Origin of the sequence: Pseudomonas sp. Irchel 3H9 (assembly GCF_900187495.1) — a bacterium.
In the GTDB taxonomy this organism is placed as follows: Bacteria; Pseudomonadota; Gammaproteobacteria; order Pseudomonadales; family Pseudomonadaceae; genus Aquipseudomonas; species Aquipseudomonas sivasensis.
Genome location: NZ_FYDK01000004.1, coordinates 162,727 through 187,462, shown reverse-complemented (window position 1 = coordinate 187,462; position 24,736 = coordinate 162,727). Strand labels below are relative to the sequence as shown.

Below are 24,736 nucleotides of genomic sequence, written 5' to 3'. Positions count from 1 at the left end.
TTGCACGACGTGAAAACCGTACTGATTGTTGACCCATTCTCCACGGGCAAGCTCTATGCGCCCCTGCTCAACGCGCAGGGCATACGGTGCATCGCCGTGATCTCCACACGCGCCTTGCCCGAACACTTCACCAACGACCTGGTCGCTGAGAATTTCCATGAGGTGTATCACTGGGAAGAGAGCCTGCTGATCACCCTGGAAACGTTGTCTTTGAGCGCAGTAATCGCCGGTTGCGAAACCGCCATCTACCTCACGGACTACCTGACGGAGTTGCTCAGCATTCCGGGTAACAGCCGTATCACCAGCGACCTGCGGCGCAACAAATTCTCCATGCAGCAGGCGCTGAAAAAACACCAGTTGGCGCACATCGACTCGCACCTGTTGAGCTCGCCAAGCCGCATTGGCGAAGTGGTGGCCAAGCTGGAAGAGTCGGCCACCTATGTGGTCAAGCCGCTGAATTCGGCCGCCACCGAAGGCGTGGTGTTTGCCCAGGGCAAAGGCGAAGCAGAAACCGCGTTGAGAAATGCGGCCTGGCAGCAGAAGAATGACCTGGGTGAGGTCAACCTGGGGTTTATCGTGCAGTCGTTTATCGCGGGGCCGGAGTACGTGGTGGATATGGTCGCCTTCAACGGCACGTACATCATTGCCAGTGTCTGCAAGTACAGCAAGATCCAGAAGAACGGCAGCATGTTTGTCTACGAAAGCCTGGACACGCTTGATCCCCAGGCTGCGCACCTGCAACCGCTGACCGATTACGCCCGCCAGGCAGCCGCGGCGCTCGGCGTGCGGGTCGGGCCGATTCATATGGAGATCATTTGGTCCGATGCCGGGCCGGTGATGATTGAAGCCGGAGGTCGCTTGCACGGCGGCATCGCGCCCCTTCTGTTTCAACAGGTCTATCACCCCGACTTGCTGTCGCTGTCGATCGACAGCTACCTCGGCCACCCACGCCCACAGGCTGATGCAGCGAGCCAGATCAGCCATGGCCGGATCGGTTTCTTCTGCTCCGACACACAACGCACCTTCGATCCTCCCTCTCCCCAGGCCCTCCAGAGTGCGCAAGCGGACGAGGCCTATTGCGGCCACCGGTACTTCATCGCTCCCGGTCATACCACGCCGGTCACAATCGACTTCGCCACCTGTCCGGGGCTGTTCTGGCTACAGAGTCCTTCGGCGCTGCAACTGGACACCAGTACCGCGAACCTTCGAAAACTACTCTGGGGCTAAGGTTATGCAAAGTCGCTTGATCATCAAAAAATCAGCCTGTGAGCTGGGCATCAATAATGCGTGCGCCGCGGTTATCGAAGACATCACCGTTTCAGACGACCAAAGCTTCGTCGGAGTGTTGCAGAGCAACCTGAACCACGTCGCATCCCGCCTCAATGAGCTGGACTCGAACATCGTGTATGAAGGATTTGCCAAGCAGCTCAAAAAACTCGGCTACGAAAACACCGTCAGCGCCAACGAAAAGCTGCTGCGGCGTTTCATCGCCAAGGGCGTATACCCCATCAACAACATCGTTGACGCCTATAACGCAGTCTCGATCCGCCACGGGGTCAGCATCGGTGTGCACACCTATCATCAGAAAGATGACATCTACGTGATGCGCTCGGACAAACCAAGGGTTCTACGCCCACTGTTCGCCAAGAAGGCCATCACCATTCCCATTGGCGATATCGTCTATACCTGCGGGGATGTGCCGTTGGCGAGCATCGGCAAGGTTGACGCCGACGCCCATGACTTCCGGCTGACGAAGGACTCGTCAAGGCTTCTGGTGGTGATCCTGGGGCATGACGACACGTCGCTTCAATTCAACCAGGGCGTCATCGAAGAGCTGGTGGACACGCTTCGTCAGAAAATGCCGAACCTGAGCCATCACTTCCTTGAAACGGTTCGCGATCACGCCTGAAGCCACGCGTTGAAGAAACGGCCGGCGCCTAGCGCCAGGCCTTCAGCACGGGGTTGACCACGACTTCCTTCACATGCTCGATGTTCAGCAGGCTTTCCTTGAAGACCATCAGTTCTTCAAAGCTCCTGTAGCGAACGTCGAGCATCATGTCCACGTCGCCAAACAGTGAGTAGGCGTGCACCACTTGGCTGAACTGCTGGATCTTCGGAAACACCAGGTGGCAGTTGCTGCCATTGAGCGTCAGCATCAAGAACGCCGCTTGCAGGGTCTCATCGCCCTCGGCTACGTTGATGGTGAAGCCTAGGATGATGCCCTTTTCAATCAACTTCTGGACACGCGACTCCACCGCTGTTCGCGACTTATGAACTTGCCGCGCCAATTGCGCCAGGCTGACCCGGGAGTCGTCCTTCAAGGCTGCAATGATCAGTTCATCAATCTTGTCCACTCTGCCGCCCCCACACCGTTCTTTTCTATAACAGACTTTCATTGCCGCTCACGCATGCCTTGGGGCCATCACGTCGCAGACTTTACGCCAGGCGCAGGCTTTATGCCCAACCGACTGATCCACACCGCCCCGAGAATCACCAACCCACCCAACGCCAGGCGGCCCAGGGGTTCGTGTTGGTTCCAGATCAGCAGGTTCAGCAACAACCCCACTGGTACATGCAGATTGTTCATCACCGCCAGCGTGCCGCCATGCACCAAACACGCGCCCTTGTTCCACCAGTACATGCCCAGCGCCGTGCTGACCAGCCCGAGGAACACCAACACACCCCATTGCAGCGGCGCTTGCGGGAGAAAGTCGGCCTTGGCGAACAGCAGGAACGCCGGCAACACCACCAGCAACGCACCGAGGTAGAAGTAACCGAAGCGCCGGTAGTGCGGCAGGTCACTCGGATAACGCGCTACCAGGTGCTTGTACATCACTTGCCCGGCGGCGTAGGTGAAGTTGGCCAGTTGCAGCAGCAGGAAGCCCATCAGGAAGTGAGGCGTGATCTGATCGAAACGAATCACCGCCGCCCCCGCCACTGCCACCAAGGCGGCGACCAAGGCCCAGGGATTGAACCGCCGGTTAAGCGCATCTTCGATAAGCGTCACGTGCAACGGCGTGAGGATGGTGAACAGCAACACCTCCGGCACCGTGAGCACGCGAAAACTCAGGTACAGGCACACGTAGGTCACGCCAAACTGCAGCGCGCCGATCACCAGCATGCCTCGCATGAAGGCCGGCTCTACCGAGCGCCAGCGGGTCAGCGGGATAAAAACCAGACCGGCCAGCACGACGCGCACCAGCACGGCGAAGTAACTGTCCACATGACCGGCGAGGTATTCGCCGATCAGACTGAAGGAAAATGCCTGAATCAGGGTGACAACCAGTAGATAGCCCATGTGTGCCTCGCTTCGAATGGGCGCGACATTAAAGGTTTTCAGGGTTTGAAGAAACTCAGGGCAAAAAAAACCCGACCTCGCTAAAGCGTCAGTCGGGCAGGAGCACTTAGGAGCAACAAGTGCAAAGGGAGGTTCGTACGCGTACTTGAAGGGTTTGCGTGGAGCGATATAAACACCGCGCGATTATCTGACGATTAAAGGATCAAGCGGCTCATGCCACGAGCTGCACCAGCAGGGCCTTGGCGTGGTTGATGCCCTTTTCCTGGAAGTCACCGCTCAGGTTCACCCCTTCGGCGTGAATAAAGGTGACGTCATGAATCCCGATAAACCCCATGACCTGGCGCAGGTACGGTTCCTGGTGATCGGAGCTGGCGCCGGTGTGGATGCCGCCGCGCGCGGTCAGGACAATGGCACGCTTGCCGGTCAACAGACCCTGGGGGCCGGTGGGGGTGTACTTGAAGGTCACACCAGCGCGTAACACGTGATCCAGCCAGGCCTTGAGGGTGCTGGGGATGGCGAAGTTGTACATCGGCGCGGCCATCACCAGTACGTCGGCGGCGAGCAGTTCGTCGGTCAATTCGTTGGAGCGGTTAAGGGACACCTGCTCGCTGTCGTTGCGCTGATCCGCAGGTTTCATCCAGCCGCCAAGGAGGTTGGCGTCCAGGTGTGGCACCGGGTTGAGGGCCACGTCGCGCACGGTGATCTGATCTGCCGGGTGGGCGGCCTGCCATTGGCTGATGAACTGCTGGGTCAGTTGACGGGAGATCGAGTCCTGTTGGCGGGCGCTGCTTTCGATGATCAGAACGTTGGACATGGCTTCGTAGGCTCCATCTGTAAATGCTGTTAGTCGATGGAGAAAAGATTAACCATGGCTCATTCGATAAAAAAGCGCAAAAAACTGCTATAACCCATCTAGAAATTTGTTGATATGCGGAGTATTCCTGTAGACATGCTCCGCTACCCCTTTATTTTGGCGCGCAGTCCAAGGCAATCCGCATCTTGATAATGGCGCGGTTGAACTTGACCGTGGTGTTGGTGCTTTTGCCTGCCGGCACCGAGACCGTGCGTCGGCGGGGGGCCTCCGGGCCATTGGTGAAGACTACCGAGCACAAGGCATCGTTGGTGCCGTAGTTGTTTAGTTGAATCGAACTGATGTCGCCGTCCACGTCTGAGGCGGTGTAGTCCACGCTCACGCCACTGATCTTTTTTGTCACGTCGATGGGGTACGCAAACGCGCTCATCGGCAGCAGGGCCAACAGCACATAACAAAATTTTCTCATTCGGCAGTCTCCAATAAGGACCGCCAGCTTAGGACAAGAGGAACCTATCTTGAAAGCGCCCCGCGTTACCCTCGATCAATGGCGCACGCTGCAAGCCGTGGTCGACCATGGCGGCTTCGCCCAGGCGGCCGAAGCGCTGCACCGTTCGCAGTCTTCGGTGAGCTACACCGTGGCCCGTATGCAAGACCAGCTTGGCGTGCCGCTGCTGCGCATCGACGGACGCAAAGCCGTGCTCACTGACGCCGGTGAAGTGCTGTTGCGCCGCTCCCGGCAACTGGTGAAAAACGCCAGTCAGCTGGAAGACCTCGCCCACCATATGGAACAGGGCTGGGAAGCCGAAGTGCGGCTGGTCGTGGACGCTGCCTACCCCAACGCCCGCCTGGTGCGCGCCCTCACGGCCTTTATGCCGCAAAGCCGTGGTTGCCGCGTGCGCCTGCGTGAAGAGGTGTTGTCCGGTGTTGAAGAGTTGTTGATCGAAGGCGTGGCCGACCTGGCGATCTGCGGCTTCAGCATCCCCGGTTACCTGGGCACGGAAATGAGCGACGTGGAATTCGTCGCCGTGGCCCACCCCGAGCATCCGCTGCACCGTATGAATCGCGAGCTGAGCTTCCAGGACCTGGAAAGCCAGATGCAAGTGGTGATCCGCGACTCCGGCCGCCAGCAGCCACGGGATGTGGGCTGGCTCGGCGCCGAACAACGCTGGACCGTCGGCAGCCTGGCCACCGCGGCCGCCTTTGTCGGCAGCGGCCTGGGCTTCGCCTGGCTGCCGCGGCACATGATCGAACGCGAACTCGCCGAGGGCGTGCTCAAGCAACTACCCTTGGAACAGGGCGGCAGCCGTCACCCCGCGTTCTACCTGTACTCGAACAAGGACAAACCCCTGGGGCCAGCGACGCAGATCCTCGTGGAGTTACTGCGCACGTTTGACACGGCGCCCCTGGACGCACCTTTCGCCGCCCCCCAACAAGCCTGAAACGGAGTTCATCCATGGCCTGGTTCGACCACGAAGGATGCAGCCTGCACTACGAGGAATACGGCCACGGCACACCGCTGGTGCTGATCCACGGCCTGGGCTCCAGCAGCCAGGATTGGGAATTGCAGATTCCGGTACTGTCCAGGCACTACCGGGTGATCGTGGTGGACGTACGCGGTCATGGTCGCTCAGACAAACCGCGTGAGCGTTACAGCATCCCAGGGTTCACCCATGACGTGGTGGCGCTGTTCGAGCACCTGAACCTGCCTGCCGCTCATGTGGTGGGCCTGTCCATGGGCGGCATGATCGCTTTCCAGTTAGCCGTGGATGAACCTACGTTGGTCAGAAGCCTGTGCATCGTCAACAGCGCACCCGAGGTCAAGGTGCGCAGTGCCGATGACTATTGGCAGTGGGCCAAGCGCTGGACGCTGGCCCGCGTGCTCAGCCTGGCCACCATCGGCAAGGCCCTCGGCGACCGGCTGTTCCCCAAACCCGCGCAGACCGACCTGCGCCGCAAGATGGCCGAACGCTGGGCAAAAAACGACAAACGTGCTTATCTCGCCAGCTTCGATGCGATTGTGGGCTGGGGCGTGCAGGAACGACTTTCGAGGATTACCTGTCCAACCCTGGTCATCAGCGCCGACCACGACTACACCCCCGTGGCCCAGAAAGAAAACTATGTAAAACTGCTGCCCGATGCGCGGCTGGTGGTGATCAAGGATTCCCGCCACGCCACGCCCTTGGACCAACCCGAAGTCTTTAATACCACCCTGCTCGATTTTCTAGAGACAGTCGAAACCACTACCCAGGATCACTGACCCATGCTGAAAAAAATCGCCTTCTTTGCCGGTTCCGTTCTGTTCGCTGCCAACCTGATGGCGGCCGAACCCGCCAAGGCGCCACACGTATTGATCTCCACCACCAACGGCGACATTGAAATCGAATTGGACCCGGTCAAGGCGCCGATCAGTACCAAGAACTTCCTGGCCTATGTCGACAAGGGTTTTTACACCAACACGATTTTCCACCGTGTGATCCCGGGCTTCATGGTCCAGGGTGGCGGTTTTACCCAGTCGATGTCGCAAAAGCCGACCGAAGCACCGATCAAGAACGAAGCCAGCAACGGCCTGCATAACGTGCGTGGCACCTTGTCCATGGCGCGCACCAATGACCCGAACTCGGCGACCAGCCAGTTCTTCATCAACGTGGCTGACAACGCCTTCCTCGATCCGGGTCGCGATGCCGGTTATGCCGTGTTCGCCAAAGTGGTCAAGGGCATGGACGTGGTTGATGTGATCGTCAACTCGCAAACCACCACCAAGCAGGGCATGCAGAACGTGCCAATCGATCCTGTGTACATCAAGTCGGCCAAGCGCATCGACTGAGGTAGCAGGTAGTTCCGCGCGCGGCCCACAAGGCGGCGCGCGCATTTGAAAGGAGAGCCCGCACAGCGGGCGTCATACTCAATGCTCTATCGTCGTTTTGAACAACTGATCGATATTTTCCGCGACGCACCCAGCGAAGCCCCTCCCGATAAAGTCCTGCCCTTCTACCTCTACTACCTGCGCCAGGTGTGGCCGCACTTTGCCGCCTTGCTGGTAGTGGGACTGATCGGTGCGCTGATCGAAGTCGCGCTGTTCAGCTACCTGAGCCGCATCATCGACCTCGCCCAAGGCACCCCGCCCGCTGACTTCTTCCAGGTCCACAGCACCGAGCTGATCTGGATGGCCGTGGTCGCCCTGTTGCTGCGCCCGATCTTCGGCGCACTGCATGACTTGCTGGTGCATCAGACTATCAGCCCCGGGATGACCAGCCTGATTCGCTGGCAGAACCACAGCTATGTGCTCAAACAGAGCCTCAACTTCTTCCAGAATGACTTCGCCGGTCGTATCGCCCAACGCATCATGCAGACCGGCAACTCCCTGCGCGACTCCGCCGTGGCGGCGGTGGATGCGATCTGGCACGTGGCGATCTACGCCATCAGTTCGCTGGTGCTGTTCGCTGAGGCCGACTGGCGCCTGATGATCCCGCTGGTGACCTGGATCATCGCCTACAGCCTGGCACTGCGTTACTTCGTGCCACGGGTGAAGGAGCGCTCGGTGATTTCCTCCGAGGCGCGCTCCAAACTGATGGGCCGCATCGTCGACGGCTACACCAACATCACCACCTTGAAGCTGTTCGCCCATACCCAATCCGAACAGGAGTACGCCAAGGAAGCGATCATCGAGCAGACCGAAAAAACCCAGTTGGCCAGCCGCGTGGTGACCAGCATGGACATCGTGATCACCACCATGAACGGCCTGCTGATTGTCACCACCACCGGCCTCGCCCTGTGGCTATGGACCCAGTCGCTGATTTCCGTGGGCGCGATTGCCCTGGCCACCGGTCTGGTGATCCGCATCGTCAACATGTCCGGCTGGATCATGTGGGTGGTCAACGGCATCTTCGAAAACATCGGCATGGTGCAGGACGGTCTCAAGACCATCGCTCAGCCATTGGCGGTGATTGACCGCGACAACGCGCCGCGCCTGACGGTGCCCCGTGGCGAAGTACGCTTTGAGCAGGTGGATTTCCACTACGGCAAACAGAGCGGGATCATTGGCGGCCTGAACCTTGAGATCAAGGCCGGTGAAAAGATCGGCCTGATCGGCCCGTCCGGGGCGGGCAAATCAACCCTGGTCAACCTGCTGCTGCGTCTGTACGACCTGCAAGGCGGGCGCATCCTGATCGATGGCCAGAACATAGCCGAGGTCGCCCAGGAATCCCTGCGCGCCCAAATCGGCATGATCACGCAGGACACCTCGCTGCTGCACCGTTCGATCCGCGACAACCTGCTGTACGGCAAGCCCGACGCCACCGACGAAGAGCTCTGGGCCGCCGTGCACAAGGCTCGCGCCGATGAGTTCATCCCACTGCTGTCAGACTCCGAAGGCCGCACCGGGCTGGATGCACACGTGGGCGAACGCGGGGTGAAACTCTCCGGTGGCCAACGTCAGCGTATTGCCATCGCACGCGTGCTTCTCAAAGATGCGCCGATCCTGATCATGGACGAAGCCACTTCGGCCCTGGACTCGGAAGTGGAAGCGGCGATTCAGGAAAGCCTGGAAACCCTGATGAAAGGCAAGACCGTGATTGCGATTGCACACCGCTTGTCTACGATTGCGCGGATGGATCGCTTGGTGGTGCTGGAGAAAGGCCAGATTGCCGAAAGCGGCAGCCATGCCGAGTTGCTGGCCCATAAGGGCTTGTATGCGCGGTTGTGGCAGCACCAGACGGGCGGGTTTGTCGGAATCGACTGAGGATTTCAATCCTATACACCGTTCAAATTGTGGGAGGGGGCTTGTCCCCGATGAGGGTGTGTCAGTTGCTGCATCGGTGACTGACACACGGCTATCGGGGGCAAGCCCTGTCCCACATTTGCTCACAGCCATTCAGTAGCCAGCCCCTCAGTAGAATGTGCAGTTCGCGCCAACGCCCACAGCCCTTTGGCGCTTTTTCATCGCCTGGATTTGTGTAAAAACCGTGCTGTACTGAGTGCAGTGCCCAGACGGGCGCTGAAGTAAATCTGCAGGGAGCATCATTGATTTACTGATTCGGTAGAGTGATCTATCAAGGACGTGCTGCATGTCTTTGTTCAAGCGTTCAGTCACAGAGGGGCTGGGTACGTTTTGGCTGGTGTTGGGCGGTTGCGGGAGTGCGGTGTTGGCCGCCGCGTTTCCTGCTGTCGGGATCGGGTTGTTGGGCGTGTCCCTGGCGTTCGGGCTCACGGTGCTGACCATGGCGTTTGCCATTGGGCATATCAGCGGTTGTCACCTCAACCCGGCGGTATCGGTGGGGCTGGTAGTGGGCGGGAGGTTTCCGGCCAGGGAGTTACCGGCGTACATCGTGGCCCAAGTCATTGGCGGGGTAGTCGCCGCCGCATTGTTGTACTTCATCGCCAGCGGCAAGCCTGGCTTTGAATTGGCCGGCGGGCTGGCCTCCAACGGCTATGGCGAGCATTCGCCGGGCGGTTATTCGATGGCGGCGGGGTTGGTGTGCGAGCTGGTGATGACGGCCATGTTCGTGCTGATCATCCTCGGCGCCACCGACCACCGCGCCCCTAAGGGCCTCGCGCCCATTGCCATTGGCCTGGCGCTCACCTTGATCCACTTGATCTCCATCCCTGTCACCAACACCTCAGTCAACCCGGCTCGCAGTACCGGGCCGGCACTGATCGTGGGTGGGTGGGCGATCCAGCAATTGTGGATGTTCTGGCTCGCGCCGATCCTCGGTGCGGTCATCGGCGGTGTTACCTATCGGTGGCTGGGCAGGGAGGACTCAGCCTGAAACCAGCGGGGGTCAGCCCTGCCGATAAGGCAGGGCCGCCCTCGCCTCTTCGGCATACGCCAGAATCCCTACCCGCTCACGCTCAAGAAAATCCTCCACGGCATTCTTCAACCCTGGATGGCGCAAGTAATGCCATGAGTGGGTGATCACCGGCTCAAACCCGCGAATCAATTTATGCTCGCCCTGGGCGCCAGCGTCGAAGCGTTGCACGCCGTGGGCAATGGCGTAGTCCATGCCCTGGTAGAAACAGGTTTCGAAATGCAAGCGGTCGAACTCCGCCAGGCAACCCCAGTAGCGGCCGTAGAAGCTGTCACCGCCGATCAGGCTGAAGGCCATGGCCACCGGCCGCGCGCCTTGTTTGGCCAGCACCACCCGGATTGCCTCGGGCATACGTTCGGCCAGCAGGCTGAAAAACGCGCGGGTCAGGTAGGGCGATTGGCGGCGCACCGCGTAGGTGTTGGCGTAGCAGGCGTAGACAAAATCCCACTGCGCCTCGCTCAACTCATGGCCCTGCAACCATTCGAAGTCGATACCCTGCCCCGCCACTTGCTCACGCTCTTTGCGCATCTGCTTGCGCTTGCGTGAACTCAGGGCGTCGAGGAAATCCTGGAAGTCACGGTAGCCACGGTTCTGCCAATGAAACTGGCAGCCCAGGCGCTGCATCCAGCCCGGTTGCAGGGCTAAGGCCTCATCGGCCAAGGCATCGGTAAAGTTGATATGCGCACTGGAGAGCCCTTCGATTTCCAGGTAGCCCGGCAGGCTGTTGAGCAATTCGAAACCATCCTGTGCGTTGGCCGCCAACAGGCGCGGGCCACTGACCGGACTGAACGGTACAGCTGTCAGCAATTTGGGGTAGTACTCGATACCGGCCCGCTCGCAGGCATCGGCCCAGCCGTGATCGAACACGTATTCGCCATAAGAATGCCACTTACGATAACCCGGCAGTGCCGCCACCAGCCGATCACCTTCCCAGTGCAGTAAATGCTCCGGCTGCCAGCCGGAGTGCGGGCCGACGCTGCCGCTGTCTTCGAGGGCGCTCAGGAACGCGTGCCGCACGAACGGTTGGGCCTGAGGCACCAAGGCATCCCAGGTCTGCGAGGCTATTTCGGACAAGCTTTGCAGGCGTTGCAACGGCATCGGCATCCTCACTACATCAGGGCGTAAAAGCTCCGCGAGTATCGCTTATCGCTAGGTTTCACACACCCTCAAATCGCCCGACAAGGCTCTAAAACAATAGTTCCGAAGCAAAAGAATTTGTCACACAGATGACATCACTTCGCCACTGCTGCGTCATAAACCATCGCGATACTGACGCCTGTTTTTAGAGCGCCTGGTTCTACCAGTCGGCTATTTTTCCGTCCGTCATCGGTCGGTTGTGTCCTGGATGGTTTGCCATCCCTCCTCACTTTCGGAGATTGATATGCGTCTTGCTTCCACTAAAACTGCGGCGGCCCTGTGCGGCGGCCTGTTACTGGCCCTGAGCGTTCCGGCCAGCGCTGCAGTCGACGCTAAACTGCTCGACATGCTCAAGGCCAACGGCCAGATCACCGCTTCGCAGTACACCGAACTGCAAAACGAGTTGGCCAAAGACCAGAAAGAACAGCAGATCGCCCGGCAAGCTCAGCAAGAGAGCAACGAACAGATCGCGGCCACCGCGAAAAAAACCAATGAGCTGAGCAGCTTCGACCAGAAGCTGGCTTGGGCAGCCAAGACACAATTCAAGGGTGACGTACGTTTCCGCCACGAGACCATCAAGATCGATGGCACCCCCAACAATGGCGGCAAGGACAAGGACCGTGAGCGCATCCGCGCGCGTCTGGGTGCCTACACCGAAATCAACCCACAAGTGGATACCGGCATCCGCATTGCTACCGGTAGCAGCGACGACGCCCGCTCCACCAACCAGGACCTGGATGGCTACTTCAACAAGAAGTCGATCTGGCTGGACCTGGGCTACATCGACTACCACCCGGACCAGATCAAAAACCTGCACGTGATCGGCGGCAAGATGCTGCAACCGTGGGTCAGCATGGGCGACGTGATCTGGGATAGCGATATCAACCCGGAAGGTCTGGCCCTGACCTACAAATACCCACTGGGGAGCAGCGCCGAGCTGTTCGGCAGCCTGGGTAACTACAACCTCAAAGACAACGTCAATGGCGACGGCGTGCAATTTCGCAATGACCTGCGCATGACCGCCGGCCAGTTGGGCTCGCGTTTCACCCTGACCGACAACCTGAAGCTGACGCTGGGCGGCAGTGTCTATGCGTTCCAGAATGACGAAGACAGCCGCTGCCAGACCGCCGGTTCCTTCCAGTGCCTGACCCCGGCTGAAACCGTGGCGAACACCACGGCCGGCAATGCCAGCGAATACCGCCTGTACGAAGGCTTCAGCCAAATCGATATCGGCGGCCTGGCCGTACCGTTGTCGTTCTACGGCCAGTACGTGCAAAACACCAAAGCCACTGATAAAGACAAGGACACAGCCTGGTTGCTGGGTGCCAAGTCCAAGGTGTTTGGCCTGAACCTGGACTACAACTACCGCGATGTGCAGCGTTACGCGGTGGTGGGTGCCCTCACCGACTCGGACTTCGCCGGCGGCTTCACCGGTGCACGGGGTCACAAGTTCAAGGTCGGTTACGACATCGACAAGAACTTCGCCATCGGCGCGACTTACTTCCTGACCAAGGCAGACTACGCCAGCGTCGCAGGTTACCGCGACGCCAATGCCAATACCCTGCAGTTGGACGCAGAAGCCAAGTTCTAACAGTACGTGTAATAAGCCTTGGGCCAGGACGGCCCGAGGTGGTTGCAACAGCCTTGCGTGGCGAGATCGATCCCCATCATCCGTTCGATCACGCCACGCGAGTCTGCTTCTACCCCGCCTTTATTGATCCTTGAGCCGCTCGGCAGCCAGCCGTTGCGCCAAGGCATCCACATCCTTCACCGGCTCATCCGGCATGATCTTCAGGGTCGCCTGCATCAGGCGCATCTGACGGATAAACCGGCGGCAGTTCGGGCAGAACATCAAGTGATGACGCACCAGCAAGCGCTCGCGAAAGGTCAATTGCCCATCGAGATAGTCACTGGAACGTGCCACTTGTTCTTTACAGGTCAACATTCGCCCGTTTCCTCAAAATGCTCCACCGTGGCAAAGACTTTAAGCCGTGCTCGATGTAACAGCACACGGACATTGGAGAGTGAGAGCGTCAGGAGATTACAAATCTCCTCCAACTCCAGGCCCTGGCGTTCACGCAGCACCAGGACGCTGCTTTGCAACTGCGACAAACTCAGCAGCGTATGCTCCAGGCAATCACGCAGCTCATCCTCGGTCAGCAAGGCTTCCGGCGTGTCCTGATGCCAGGCAAAGGGGGCGACCGCCCAGTGGCCATCGTCGGGGGTAAAGCGGTCATCGCCGATGGTGCCGTGGGGCGAAGGCAAATCGTCGAGCAACACCTCACGACGATTCTGCTTGTAGCGCCCCTTGGCGGCGTTAGCGGTGATGGTCAGCAGCCAGGTCTTGAGGCTGGACCGGCCTTCGAACTTGGACAGGTTGCGCACTACCGACAGCCAGGCGTCCTGGACGATTTCATCGGCATGGCGCTGGCCGACGATGGCATATGCCACCGCCCGCATGGCGCTCTGGTAGGTGGTGACCAACTCCTTGTAAGCCCGTTGATCACCCTTGAGCAGGCGTTCAAGCAGATGCGCGTCGTCCGCTGCTGCCATTGTCTACCTCGATTTCACTGCAAGGCCTGTCGCAGGATCAACGCTTGCGCAGGATCACGCTGCCGATGGAATAACCTGCACCGAACGAACTGAGCACCGCAACCGACCCCTTGGGCAGGTCATCCTGGTAGGTGTGAAACGCAATCACCGAGCCAGCGGAGCTGGTATTGGCGTAAGTATCGAGAATCACCGGGGCCTCTTCTACCGTGGCTTCGCGGCCCAGCAGTTTCTTCACAATCAGGTGGTTCATGCTCAGGTTGGCCTGGTGCAGCCAGAAGCGTTTCACATCGGCCACGTTCAACTGGTTTTCTTCGAGGTGCACGCCGATCAGTTCGGCCACCATCGGGCATACGTCGCGGAAGACTTTGCGGCCTTCCTGCACGAACAGCTTGTCGGGCGCGCCGATGCCCTCTTCCGCCGCACGGTTGAGGAAGCCGAAGTTGTTGCGGATGTTGTTGGAAAACTTGGTCAGCAGCTTGGTGCTCACCACATCGAACTGGTGCTCGGACGTTGCCAGGTCGGCACGTTCCAGGACCACAGCAGTAGCGGCGTCACCAAAGATGAAATGGCTATCGCGATCGCGGAAGTTCAGATGGCCGGTGCAGACCTCCGGGTTGACCATCAGGATCGCCCGGGCCTGGCCGAGTTGGATGCTGTTGGCGGCGTTCTGGATGCCGAAGGTCGCCGAGGAGCACGCCACATTCATGTCAAAACCGAACCCGGCGATACCCAGGGCTTCCTGGACTTCGATGGCAATGGCCGGGTAGGCGCGCTGCAGGTTGGAGCAGGCGACGATCACGCCGTCGATGTCGGCGGCGGTCTTGCCTGCACGCTGCAGGGCTTGTTCGGCGGCGCCGATGGCCATCTGGCAGAGCACCGACCATTCGTCGTTGCTGCGCTCAGGCAGGCGTGGGGCCATGCGCTGCGGATCGAGAATGCCGTCTTTGTCCATCACGAAGCGGCTCTTGATGCCTGACGCTTTTTCGATAAAGGCCGCGCTGGACTCAGTCAGCGCCTGCACCTCGCCACGCTCGATGGCAGCGGCGTTGTCAGCATTGAACTGCTGCACGTAGGTATTGAAAGACTGCACCAGCTCTTCGTTAGAGATGCTGTTGGCAGGGGTGTAAAGGCCAGTGCCGCTGATGACGACGTTATGCACGGTCGTTCCTCTAAATCTGTCAGGCAGAAGATATTGGTACCGTCGTACCAAACTGTGAGTAGTTCTATTCCGCCCAGCGGACATCAAACTGGCATCGCTTTATTCCATCGCGTCGCTGCTACGACGATCCCGGCATTTATGGGCGCGAAGTTTGCCACAAACGCTGGGGTTTGGCGCCACTTCCCAGACAAACACCTTTTTAATGTGTGGGAGGGGCTTGCTCCCGATAGCGGTGTGTCAGTTACAGAATTTGTTTCTGATAGACCGCCATCGGGAGCAAACCCCCTCCCACATTGAAACCTTGTCGATGCTGGAAATCGTGAAGGGATCAGGCCTCGACCAGCGTCCACTGCTTGCTCAAGCGCTTGTCGGAAATTGGCACTTTGGTGCCCAACTGCTGGGCAAACAACGACACCCGATATTCCTCCAGCCACCAGCGATAAAGCTCCAACTGAGGATCACGCTTACCTTCCTGGGCATGCTTGTTCAGGCGGTTCTGGTATTGCGCCCACAGCCCGCTGAGCTCGCTGCTCCACACCCGATCTTTTTGCACCTGGCTCGGCAGTTTTTCCAGACGCAACTCAATGGCCTTGAGGTAACGCGGCAGCTCCTTGAACCACTGCGCCGGGGTTTCCCGCACAAAACCTGGATAGACCAGGTTACTCAGTTGCTGCTTGATGTCATTCAAGGCCACCGCCTGCGCCAGGTCGATCTTGCCTTTGAAGCGCTTTTGCAAGCCATGCCAGAGTTTCAGCACCTCCAGGGTCAAGCGCGCCTGGCGTTCGGCGTGTTCGGTCCAACTGCCGCGCTTGCGTTCGGCCAAAGCGGCCAAACCAGCGCCATCACGCGGCAGGCTGGCTTCGCCTTCGAGCACGCAGGTGTCTAGGCTCGCCAGCAGGATATCTTCCACCAGCGCATCGATACGCCCCAATTCACGGTACATCAGCCCCAACTCGGTGAGGCCGGGTAACTTGCCGCGCAGGAATTTCGCCGGTTCCGCCAGTTGCTGCATCAGCAGACGCTGCAACGCGCGGCGATGCTGGAACTCAGCCTCGGCGGCGGTGGAAAAGCGACCTTCCTTGACCGTACCGTTTTCTTCCACCAGCGCCGGGTACACCGTCATCGACAGCCCTGCGATCTTTTGCTGGGTTTTCTCGGCCACAGCGGCGAACACCTTGGCTTCCACCGGCTGCTGGCTTTTCGCCGTTTGCGGCACGGCCAACGCGGCTTGGCTGGCTTCGGCAAAGCGTGCGGTCAGCTCAGCCAAGTCGCGACCTTCGCCGAGGAACTTACCTTGGCCGTCGACCACTTCCAGGTTCATCTTCAGGTGGCTTTCCACCTGCTGCGCCGACTCGGCCCAAGCTTCATCGCTGACCCGCGCGCCGGTCATGCGCAACAGTTCACGCCCCAGCGCCTGGGGCAGCGAGCCCTGACCGAACTCGATGCGTTGCAGTGCGGCCTTTACGAAGTCCGGCACCGGCACGAAATTCTTGCGCAGCGCTTTAGGCAGGTTGCGCACCAGGGCGATGCACTTGGCTTCGATCACCCCCGGCACCAGCCATTCCAAACGTTCCGGCGGCAAGGCCGGCAACAGCGGCGCCGGTACGCGCAGGGTCACGCCGTCGCGCGGATGGTTGGGTTCGAAGTGGTAACTCAGGGCCAATTCCAGGTCGCCCAAGTGCAGGGTGTCCGGGTAATGCGCGGCGGTGACTTCACTGGCCTCGCGGGCGAGCACGTCTTCTTCGCGCATGATCAGCAGTTGCGGGTCTTTCTGGCTGTTGACCTTGTACCAGCTGTCAAAGGTGGCGGTCTGGTGGATCTCCGCCGGCAAACGCGCGTCGTAGAAGGCGTACAGGGTTTCTTCATCGGCCAGGATGTCGCGGCGGCGGGCCTTGGCTTCCAGTTCGTCGAGTTGTTCCAGCAGTTGCTGGTTGGCCGTGAGGCACTTGGCGCGGGATTGAATCTCGCCGCGCACCAGGCCTTCGCGGATAAACAGCTCGCGGGACACAACCGGGTCAATCGGCCCGTAATGCACCGGCCGGCGCCCGACCACAATCAACCCGAACAAGGTGATCTGCTCAAACGCCACCACTTGGCCGCGCTTCTTCTCCCAATGCGGCTCGAAGTGGTTTTTCTTGATCAGGTGCCCGGCCAGCGGTTCGATCCAGTCCGCGTCGATCTTGGCGACCATGCGCGCGTACAACTTGGTGGTTTCCACCAGTTCGGCGGTCATCAGCCATTGCGGACGCTTCTTGCCGATACCCGACGAGGGGTGAATCCAAAAGCGCCGCTGGCGCGCACCGAGGTAATCACCGTCTTCGGTCTTCTGCCCGATCTGGCTGAGCAGGCCGGAGAGCACCGCTTTGTGCAGTTTCGGGAAGTCAGCCGGTTCTTTGTTGATGGTCAACTGCATGTCACGACAGATCAGGCTCAACTGGCGATGGGAATCACGCCACTCGCGCAGGCGCAGGTAGTTGAGGAAGTTCTTGCGGCACCAGTTGCGCAACGGGCTGGCCGTGAGCTCCTGGCGCTGTTCTTCAAAGCCGCGCCATAAATTGACCAGCCCGGCGAAGTCCGAATCGGGATCTTTCCACTGTGCATGGGCCTGGTCGGCGGCCTGTTGGCGCTCCGGCGGACGCTCGCGCGGGTCCTGGATCGACATGGCGCTGGCGACGATCAGCACTTCCTGCAAACTGCCGAGCTTGGCGGCTTCCAGCAACATGCGCCCCATGCGAGGGTCCACCGGCAGGCGCGCCAGTTGGCGGCCCAGCGGGGTGAGTTGGCTGTTGCGGTCCACGGCCGAGAGCTCTTGCAACAGGTTGAAACCGTCGCTGATCGCCTTGCCATCCGGCGGTTCGATAAACGGGAAGTCGGTGATTTCACCCAAGCGCAGGTGCAGCATCTGCAGGATCACGGCGGCGAGGTTGGTACGCAGGATCTCCGGATCGGTAAATTCCGGCCGCCCGATAAAATCTTCTTCGCTGAACAGACGGATGCAGATACCCGGCTCGACCCGGCCGCACCGACCTTTACGCTGGTTGGCACTGGCCTGGGAAATCGCCTCGATCGGCAGGCGCTGCACCTTGGCGCGGTAGCTGTAGCGGCTGATGCGCGCGGTGCCGCTGTCGATCACATAACGAATGCCAGGCACGGTCAGCGAGGTTTCCGCGACGTTGGTCGCCAGCACCACGCGCCGGCCCGGGTGGGATTGGAAAATCCGCTGCTGCTCGGCCGGTGACAGGCGCGCGTACAGCGGCAGGATTTCCGTGTGCTTGAGCTGGGCCTTGCGCAGCATCTCGGCGGCGTCACGAATCTCGCGCTCGCCCGGCAAAAACACCAACACATCGCCGGGGCTGCGCCGTTCGCTGCGCTCGTAAGCGGCAATTTCATCGAGGGTGGCGAGAATCGCCTGGTCAACGGTCAAGTCATCCTCGACGCGGTTGCCCTCTTCGTCCTGCTCCAGGGTAAGCGGGCGGTACCACGTGTCCACCGGGAACGTGCGACCCGAGACCTCGACAATCGGTGCATCGTCGAAGTGCTTGGAAAAGCGCTCCAGGTCGATGGTGGCCGAGGTGATGATGACTTTGAGGTCCGGGCGACGCGGTAGCAGGGTTTTCAGGTAACCGAGCAGGAAGTCGATGTTCAGGCTGCGTTCGTGGGCTTCGTCGACGATGATCGTGTCGTAGCGTTCCAGGTAACGGTCGTTCTGGGTTTCCGCCAGCAGGATGCCGTCAGTCATCAGCTTGATCAGGGTGTTGGAATCGCTCTGATCCTCGAACCGGACCTGATAGCCCACCAACGCGCCCAAAGGCGTGGCCAACTCTTCGGCAACCCGGCTGGCAACGCTGCGCGCGGCAATCCGGCGTGGCTGGGTGTGACCGATCAAACCGTACTGGCCGCGACCGATTTCCAGGCAGATTTTCGGTAACTGGGTGGTTTTACCCGAACCGGTTTCGCCGGCAATGATCAGTACCTGATGTTTGTTCAGCGCGTCCTTGATCTCGTCGCGCTTGGCGGCAATCGGCAGGCTGTCGTCGTAGCGAATCACCGGCAGGCTGGCGCGCCGTGCCGTGACCTGGGCGCAGGACGCCTGCATGCGCGTGACCCACTGCGCCAGTTTTTCCTCGTCGGGCTTCTTGCGCAGCTCAAGCAACTGCCGCCGCAAGCGGTGGCGGTCGGCGAGCATGGCGTGATCGAGGTTTTTCAGCAGTTGGTCAATAGCGGGCGCTTGGTCAGTCATCAGGGCGGCAAGGGTCTTTTGGGTGAGGCAGGTGAGGCCTGCGCAGCATCAGTCGATGGAATGGACGCGATTGTCGCAGATTTCGGCAGGACGGGAGACGTTGCGTCATCGGGTAACGGCGCTGGCAACCCCATCGCAAGGACGGTTCCTACAAAAATCCGACCACCGTTCCCACGCGTTAAAGCTGAAATCCGATGTATTGAGCGAGCGACGCGGGGTTCAAATCTGCCCCCCCAAGAGGATTTCGTATGCCTATTAATCCCCATCGCTCTACCAGCGGCAGTTTCTCGCATTCACACGCCAACACACATCACGACGTCACGCCTTATAAACGCTCGACGTTACCCTGCTGCACTTCCGTTGGCTATGCGCTGTTGAACAATACAAAAGCGCGGGACCTGAATGCGGAGCTGCACCTGGCAGGCGCCGCGCTGAACCCCAAAAACCCCAGAGGTCAGTTGGTGAACGTCAATCAGCCAAAAGACCTGAACATCCTGGATAAACCAACTTCGTTGAATAAGTTTGTGCTTACCCAAGGCGGCCAATTGGTAGTCGGCAACATCGACAAAAACGTGCCACCCAAGTGGATGTCTCACCCCGCCATTGCCGAAATCGGCGCTGGCCCCGGTCAGTCGCAGAAGATCGTCAGTGCCGGGTACATGAAAAAAAACCTGCTGGGGAAAGTTTGTCTATCCAATACGTCAGGCCATTACTTACCCAAGCAAAGTGACTTGAGGCCCGCGCTGCAACATTTAAGGAGCATGGGCGTGGAGGCAACCAAGGGCGTATGTGTCATCGTCTGACGCCGGCCGACTCAGGGCGGGGGTTCCAGCACACCTCGCCCTTCAGGAGTAACCGCGCTCCTTGCGTCGGTACGGAAACACATCAATCACCTTCCCCGCGCGAATCGCTTCTTGCAGTCCCTTCCAGTAGTCGGCGTTGTACAACTCGCCATGCAATTCATCAAACAGCTTGCGCTGCCCGGCGTCGGCGAACAGGAACGGCGGGAATTCTTCTGGGAACACGTCCAGCGGACCGATGGAGTACCAGGGTTCCGACGCCATTTCATCCTCGGGCGTGCGTGGCTCGGGGATGTGGCGGAAATTGGCCTCGGTGAGAAAGCAGATTTCGTCGTAGTCATAAAACACCACGCGGCCGTGGCGGGTGACGCCGAAGTTCTTCAGCAGCATGTCGCCGGGGAAGATATTCGCCGCCGCCAGTTGCTTGATGGCCAAGCCGTAGTCCTCCAGGGCTTCGCGCACCTGGGCGGGGTTGGCGTTTTCGAGGTACAGGTTGAGCGGGGTCATGCGCCGCTCGGTCCAGCAGTGACGAATGAGCACGGTGTCGCCCTCTACTTCGACGGTGCCGGCGGCGACTTCCAGCAACTCGGCCAGGCACTCTGGCTCGAACTTGCTCAAGGGGAAACGGAAGTCGGCAAACTCCTGGGTATCGGCCATGCGCCCCACACGGTCGACGCTTTTGACCAGCCGGTACTTCTCGATGACCGTGGCGCGGTTGACGTTTTTCGACGGTGAAAAGCGGTCCTTGATGATCTTGAACACGGTGTTGAAACCCGGCAGCGTGAACACACTCATGACCATGCCCCGCACGCCCGGCGCCATGATGAATTGGTCGTCGGTGGTGGCCAGATGATTGATCAGCGCGCGATAGAACTCCGACTTGCCATGCTTATAGAAGCCGATAGAGGTGTACAGCTCGGCAATGTGCTTGCCCGGCAAGATGCGCTTGAGGAAACCGATGAACTCCGCGGGCACCGGTACGTCGACCATGAAGTAGGAACGCGTAAACGAAAAGATGATCGACACATCGGCTTCGTCGGTGATCAACGCATCGATCTGGATGCCCTGCCCTTCGCGGTGCAACAACGGAATCACCAGGGGCCATTGTTCATCTCGGGTGTAGAGGCGACCTACAAGATAGGCGCCTTTGTTGCGGTAGAGCACCGAAGAAAACAACTCGACCTTGAGGTCCGGGTCCTTGCACACCCAATCGGGCAAGTTTTCCCGTAATTGCGCTTCAAGGCGCTGCAGGTCTGCGTTCAAATCGGCGTAGGGCTCGCTGAAACGGTAGTCCGCAAAGACCTGCGCAAGCATCTCGCCGATTTTACCGGCGGGCGTATAGGTGCGGGTCTGCGCTGCCCGCGCCCGGCGCAGGCTGGGCCGAGTGGTGTGGATAAACATGCAGCCGTCGCTGATCAGGTCGTGGCTGAACAGGCCGCAGAAGATCGAGTTGTACCAAGTCTCGGACAGCTCATCGTCGAAACGCAGGTCGATCAAGTCGATGTAGGCGCTTTTGACCAAGGGCCACAGGTCGACATCCAGTAAGTCCGCGTCTTCGAAACGGGCGCGCAGGCCAGCGATCACCTCAGAGACCTTCTCTTCGTACAGGTTGATCCGCGCCGCAGACGCCGCCTGGCCCTGCTGCCACTGGGCCTTTTCGAAACGCTCGCGGGCGCCATCGGTGATCTGGCGAAAGTGCTCACGGTAATCGTCGAAGCCGTCGAGGATCGTGCGGGCGATAGCGAGGGCGGGCGTGGGTTGCGACATGCGGAAAACCTCGAACGAGCATCGGGAAGCCCTGAGCTTAGCCAGTGTATGTAAGCAGGAGAAGGCTGATTTTTTGCGCTGCGTTGTACAACTTCGTTCACATCGTACATTTGTTTTCAATTTTTTTAATTCGACCATACGGTCAATAAAAACACCTATTAGTCGTCATCCGTTTGACCAATAGCCGCTAACGGCGGGGCTTGGCACTTGGTGCCAGAAATAGCGGTGCCAATTCCAATTTTGATCCCGCCTCAAGCGTTGGATCCAACTAAGGGAAACCCCGATTACCACCTTGATGGCACTTTGATATACAGCGCGCCCTCTCCCACCCTAACAAGGTCAAAAGACCGATCCGGGAGCAGGTTCTAATTGCCCAAGGAGCATTGAGATGTCATTGAGGAACATGAGGATCGGTCTGCGTGCCAGTCTGAGTTTTGGGGTGTTGGCCAGCTTGCTGGTGATTGTTGGCCTGTTCGGCCTGGGGCAGATGGCCAAGCTGCGCGAAAGCGCGCTGGTCATCGAGCAGTCGTGGATGCCGAGCATCGAGAATATCCACGACAGCGCGGCCTTCGCGGCCAGTATCCGCCTGGAGGCTTTGCGCCTGGTGACCACCGATGAGTCCCGGGTGCGTGACAACAGCAGAAACCTGATCACCCTGCAGCGCAACGAACTGCAAACCCTGCTGGCCCGCCATGAAACCCTGCTGACCAATGACGAAGAGCGCGAGATGCTCAAGCAGGTCAAAACCGACGTGGCCGGCTACCTGGCGATCGTCGGCCAAATGGTTGATTTGATCGATAAGGATCAGCAACAAGACGCTATTGACCTGCTCAACAACCGCCTTGCGCCTCAAGGCACCCTCCTCACCCAGAGTTTGGAAAAGCTGATCGTCTTCAATCAGAACGGTGTCGAAGCCGCTGCGGACTCCGCTGCACAGATGTATTCGAGCGCGCAATGGGTGGTCGGCCTGATCATCGTGATTGCACTGATCGCCACTTTACTGCTGGCGTGGCTGCTGACCCGCAGCATCACCGCGCCGCTCAGCCAGGCGCTGTCCGTGGCGCGCACCATCGCCGCCGGCGACTTGAGCCAACCGATCAACGTCAGCGGCAATGATGAGCCGGCCCAACTGCTTGGCGCCCTGGTCACCATGCAGACGCAGTTGCAGACCACCATCCGTGGGATCAGCGAATCGGCGCAACAACTGGCGTCGGCCGCCGAAGAAATGAGCTCGGTGATGGAACAGAGCACGCGCGGCCTGCAAGCGCAAAACGATGAAATCGAACAAGCCGCCACCGCCGTTACCCAGATGAGCGCGGCCGTGGACGAAGTGGCGGGCAATGCGGTGTCCAGCGCCGAAGCGTCCCAGGCCTCGGATGAAGACAGCAAGCACGGCCACTACCAGATCAGCGAAACCATCAGCTCGATCCAGAACCTGGTGGATGAAGTACTCGGCGCCTCGAACAAAGCCGAAGGCCTGGCGGTACAGGCCCAGGACATCAGCAAGGTGCTGGAAGTCATCCGTGGCATTGCCGGGCAAACCAACCTGCTGGCCCTCAACGCTGCGATTGAAGCGGCGCGCGCAGGCGAAGCCGGGCGCGGTTTTGCGGTGGTTGCCGACGAGGTGCGTTCCCTCGCGCAGCGCACACAGGATTCCACCGAAGAAATCGAGCAGATGATCAGCGGTATCCAGCAAGGCACGCAGGACACCGTCGAAGCGTTGAACAGCAGCGCCGAGCACGCCGGCCAGACCCTGCAACGGGCCAATAGCGCGGGCAGCGCCCTTGAGAAAATCACCGCCGCCATCTCGCAGATCAGCCAGCGCAACCTGGTGATTGCCAGCGCCGCCGAGCAACAGGCGCTGGTGGCCCGCGAAGTGGACCGCAGCCTGGTGAATATCCGCGACCTGTCCACCCAGACCGCCGCCGGCGCTACCCAGACCTCGGCCGCCAGCCAGGAATTGTCGCGCCTGGCAGTGGACCTCAACGGTTTGGTGACGCGGTTTGTCGTGTAAACAGTGATTGTGTCGGACAGGTGACTGGGCAACACTCGCGGCCTTATTGATGTAGGAATATTCCGTGAGACCTGTCGACACCCTGTACCTGTTGGGGCTGGCTGCCATTTGGGGCGCGAGCTTTTTGTTCATGCGCATCATCGCCCCGGAAATCGGCCCCGTCCCGACCGCGTTTTTCCGCGTATCGATTGCCGCTGCCGGCCTGCTGGTGATGCTGGCAGTAATGCGAGTGCGCTGGGATTTCCAGGGCAAGTTCAAGACAGTCCTGTTGCTCGGCGTGATCAACTCCGGGATCCCGGCGACCATGTACTCCGTGGCCGCCCAAGTGCTGCCGGCCGGTTACTCGGCGATCTTTAATGCCACCACGCCGCTGATGGGCGTATTGATCGGCGGGCTGTTCTTCAGCGAACGGCTCACCGCTTCAAAAATCGCCGGGGTGAGCCTTGGCCTGCTTGGTGTAGGCGTACTCACGCGCGCCGGGCCGGTGGCCTTTGACCTTGAGCTGTTGATGGGCGCAGTGGCCTGCCTGGTGGCGACCACCTGTTACGGCTTCGCCGGCTTCCTCGCGCGGCGTTGGCTGGACCAGCGTGGCGGGTTAGACAGTCGCCTGTCAGCCTTGGGCAGCATGCTCGGCGCGACGTTGTTTCTGTTGCCGCTCTTCGCCTACAGCGCCGCCCTGCATCCGCCCGCGAGCTGGGGTGGCTGGGAGGTGTGGGCATCGTTGCTCGGGTTGGGGTTGGGGTGTACGGCGTTGGCGTACGTTTTGTACTTCCGGTTGCTGACGGCTATTGGACCGGTGAGGTCGATGACCACTACCTTCCTGATCCCGCCGTTTGGGGTGCTGTGGGGGGCGTTGTTGCTCGACGAACCGTTATCGATGGCGCATCTATACGGCGGGGTGTTGATTGGGGGGGCGTTGTGGTTGGTGTTGCGACCGGGGAAATCGTAGAGACAGATCAAGCGCTAACGTGGTTATTTCTCAATAAATACAGCCCTACGCGTAATATTGACTAGAGGAAAATCCGCAGTTTCCGATGAGAAACCATTAGAATAGAAAAATAAAAAGTAACGCATAAGATTTTAAAAATCGAGTATACAACCAAATAATTTTGCAACCTCCAGCATCGGACCTCTTAGCTTATGCAGACGA

The 24,736-nt window shown here is 59.6% G+C and carries 21 protein-coding genes; 11 read left to right on the top strand and 10 right to left on the bottom strand.

Annotated features, from left to right (window positions below; all coding sequences use genetic code 11):
• Window positions 1-9 precede the first annotated feature (9 nt).
• The gene (locus tag CKW32_RS16065) at window positions 10-1,227 is read left to right on the top strand and encodes an ATP-grasp domain-containing protein (protein ID WP_095185397.1); all 1,218 of its coding nucleotides are present in this window, start codon (window positions 10-12) and stop codon (window positions 1,225-1,227) included.
• Window positions 1,228-1,231: 4 nt separating this feature from the next.
• Window positions 1,232-1,909, top strand: coding sequence for a phenylalanine--tRNA ligase beta subunit-related protein (locus CKW32_RS16060; protein WP_095185396.1), 678 nt, complete (start codon window positions 1,232-1,234; stop codon window positions 1,907-1,909).
• A gap of 28 nt (window positions 1,910-1,937) precedes the next feature.
• Here CKW32_RS16060 and CKW32_RS16055 read toward each other — a convergent pair whose 3' ends face one another.
• From CKW32_RS16055 to CKW32_RS16040, 4 genes are all read right to left on the bottom strand, one after another.
• On the bottom strand, window positions 1,938-2,354 hold the full coding sequence (locus CKW32_RS16055) for an Lrp/AsnC family transcriptional regulator (RefSeq protein WP_032887722.1): 417 nt from the start codon (window positions 2,352-2,354) through the stop codon (window positions 1,938-1,940).
• A 68-nt stretch (window positions 2,355-2,422) separates the two neighbouring features.
• Entirely contained in the window at window positions 2,423-3,298 is an 876-nt protein-coding gene (locus CKW32_RS16050) for a carboxylate/amino acid/amine transporter (protein WP_032887720.1), read from the bottom strand.
• A 211-nt stretch (window positions 3,299-3,509) separates the two neighbouring features.
• Window positions 3,510-4,112 (bottom strand): FMN-dependent NADH-azoreductase, encoded by a 603-nt coding sequence (locus CKW32_RS16045; RefSeq protein ID WP_095185395.1) that lies wholly within the window; start codon window positions 4,110-4,112, stop codon window positions 3,510-3,512.
• A gap of 151 nt (window positions 4,113-4,263) precedes the next feature.
• Window positions 4,264-4,578 (bottom strand): hypothetical protein, encoded by a 315-nt coding sequence (locus tag CKW32_RS16040; protein ID WP_032887716.1) that lies wholly within the window; start codon window positions 4,576-4,578, stop codon window positions 4,264-4,266.
• Between the two features lie 49 nt (window positions 4,579-4,627).
• Here CKW32_RS16040 and CKW32_RS16035 point away from each other — a divergent pair, with 49 nt between their 5' ends.
• The 5 genes from CKW32_RS16035 (at window position 4,628) to aqpZ (ending at window position 9,877) form a co-directional block, all read left to right on the top strand.
• Window positions 4,628-5,551 (top strand): LysR family transcriptional regulator, encoded by a 924-nt coding sequence (locus tag CKW32_RS16035; RefSeq protein WP_032887714.1) that lies wholly within the window; start codon window positions 4,628-4,630, stop codon window positions 5,549-5,551.
• A gap of 14 nt (window positions 5,552-5,565) precedes the next feature.
• Window positions 5,566-6,369 (top strand): alpha/beta fold hydrolase, encoded by an 804-nt coding sequence (locus CKW32_RS16030; protein WP_095185394.1) that lies wholly within the window; start codon window positions 5,566-5,568, stop codon window positions 6,367-6,369.
• A gap of 3 nt (window positions 6,370-6,372) precedes the next feature.
• The gene (locus CKW32_RS16025) at window positions 6,373-6,936 is read left to right on the top strand and encodes a peptidylprolyl isomerase (RefSeq protein WP_032887711.1); all 564 of its coding nucleotides are present in this window, start codon (window positions 6,373-6,375) and stop codon (window positions 6,934-6,936) included.
• A gap of 81 nt (window positions 6,937-7,017) precedes the next feature.
• Entirely contained in the window at window positions 7,018-8,850 is a 1,833-nt protein-coding gene (locus CKW32_RS16020) for an ABC transporter ATP-binding protein (RefSeq protein WP_095185393.1), read from the top strand.
• A gap of 325 nt (window positions 8,851-9,175) precedes the next feature.
• On the top strand, window positions 9,176-9,877 hold the full coding sequence (aqpZ, locus tag CKW32_RS16015; protein ID WP_032887707.1) for an aquaporin Z: 702 nt from the start codon (window positions 9,176-9,178) through the stop codon (window positions 9,875-9,877).
• 12 nt (window positions 9,878-9,889) lie between these two features.
• Here aqpZ and CKW32_RS16010 read toward each other — a convergent pair whose 3' ends face one another.
• Window positions 9,890-11,014 (bottom strand): GNAT family N-acetyltransferase, encoded by a 1,125-nt coding sequence (locus tag CKW32_RS16010; RefSeq protein ID WP_095185392.1) that lies wholly within the window; start codon window positions 11,012-11,014, stop codon window positions 9,890-9,892.
• A gap of 283 nt (window positions 11,015-11,297) precedes the next feature.
• On the opposite strand from CKW32_RS16010, the gene CKW32_RS16005 reads away from it, so the two are divergent.
• On the top strand, window positions 11,298-12,644 hold the full coding sequence (locus CKW32_RS16005; protein WP_095185391.1) for a putative porin: 1,347 nt from the start codon (window positions 11,298-11,300) through the stop codon (window positions 12,642-12,644).
• Between the two features lie 120 nt (window positions 12,645-12,764).
• On the opposite strand, the gene CKW32_RS16000 is transcribed toward CKW32_RS16005, so the two are convergent.
• The 4 genes from CKW32_RS16000 to hrpA all read right to left on the bottom strand — a co-directional run bounded on the left by CKW32_RS16000 (window position 12,765) and on the right by hrpA (window position 19,005).
• Window positions 12,765-12,998: an anti-sigma factor gene (locus tag CKW32_RS16000; protein WP_032887702.1), complete on the bottom strand. Its 234-nt coding sequence runs from the start codon at window positions 12,996-12,998 to the stop codon at window positions 12,765-12,767.
• Window positions 12,992-13,606, bottom strand: coding sequence for an RNA polymerase sigma factor (locus tag CKW32_RS15995; RefSeq protein ID WP_032887701.1), 615 nt, complete (start codon window positions 13,604-13,606; stop codon window positions 12,992-12,994). The genes CKW32_RS16000 and CKW32_RS15995 overlap by 7 nt, the downstream gene beginning before the upstream one ends.
• Before the next feature lie 37 nt (window positions 13,607-13,643).
• Window positions 13,644-14,765 carry a beta-ketoacyl-ACP synthase III gene (locus tag CKW32_RS15990; RefSeq protein WP_032887699.1) on the bottom strand — a complete coding sequence of 374 codons (1,122 nt, stop codon included), beginning with the start codon at window positions 14,763-14,765 and terminating at the stop codon, window positions 13,644-13,646.
• A gap of 328 nt (window positions 14,766-15,093) precedes the next feature.
• Entirely contained in the window at window positions 15,094-19,005 is a 3,912-nt protein-coding gene (gene hrpA, locus CKW32_RS15985; RefSeq protein WP_095185390.1) for an ATP-dependent RNA helicase HrpA, read from the bottom strand.
• A gap of 248 nt (window positions 19,006-19,253) precedes the next feature.
• Here hrpA and CKW32_RS15980 point away from each other — a divergent pair, with 248 nt between their 5' ends.
• On the top strand, window positions 19,254-19,808 hold the full coding sequence (locus CKW32_RS15980; RefSeq protein WP_143499377.1) for a hypothetical protein: 555 nt from the start codon (window positions 19,254-19,256) through the stop codon (window positions 19,806-19,808).
• A gap of 42 nt (window positions 19,809-19,850) precedes the next feature.
• Here CKW32_RS15980 and aceK read toward each other — a convergent pair whose 3' ends face one another.
• Entirely contained in the window at window positions 19,851-21,572 is a 1,722-nt protein-coding gene (aceK, locus tag CKW32_RS15975; protein WP_095185388.1) for a bifunctional isocitrate dehydrogenase kinase/phosphatase, read from the bottom strand.
• Window positions 21,573-21,960: 388 nt separating this feature from the next.
• Between aceK and CKW32_RS15970 the strand changes: the two genes are divergently transcribed.
• Complete coding sequence (locus CKW32_RS15970; RefSeq protein WP_095185387.1) at window positions 21,961-23,586, top strand: methyl-accepting chemotaxis protein; 1,626 nt, start codon at window positions 21,961-21,963, stop codon at window positions 23,584-23,586.
• 64 nt (window positions 23,587-23,650) lie between these two features.
• The gene (locus CKW32_RS15965; RefSeq protein ID WP_095185386.1) at window positions 23,651-24,535 is read left to right on the top strand and encodes a DMT family transporter; all 885 of its coding nucleotides are present in this window, start codon (window positions 23,651-23,653) and stop codon (window positions 24,533-24,535) included.
• The last annotated feature ends 201 nt before the right edge of the window (window positions 24,536-24,736 follow it).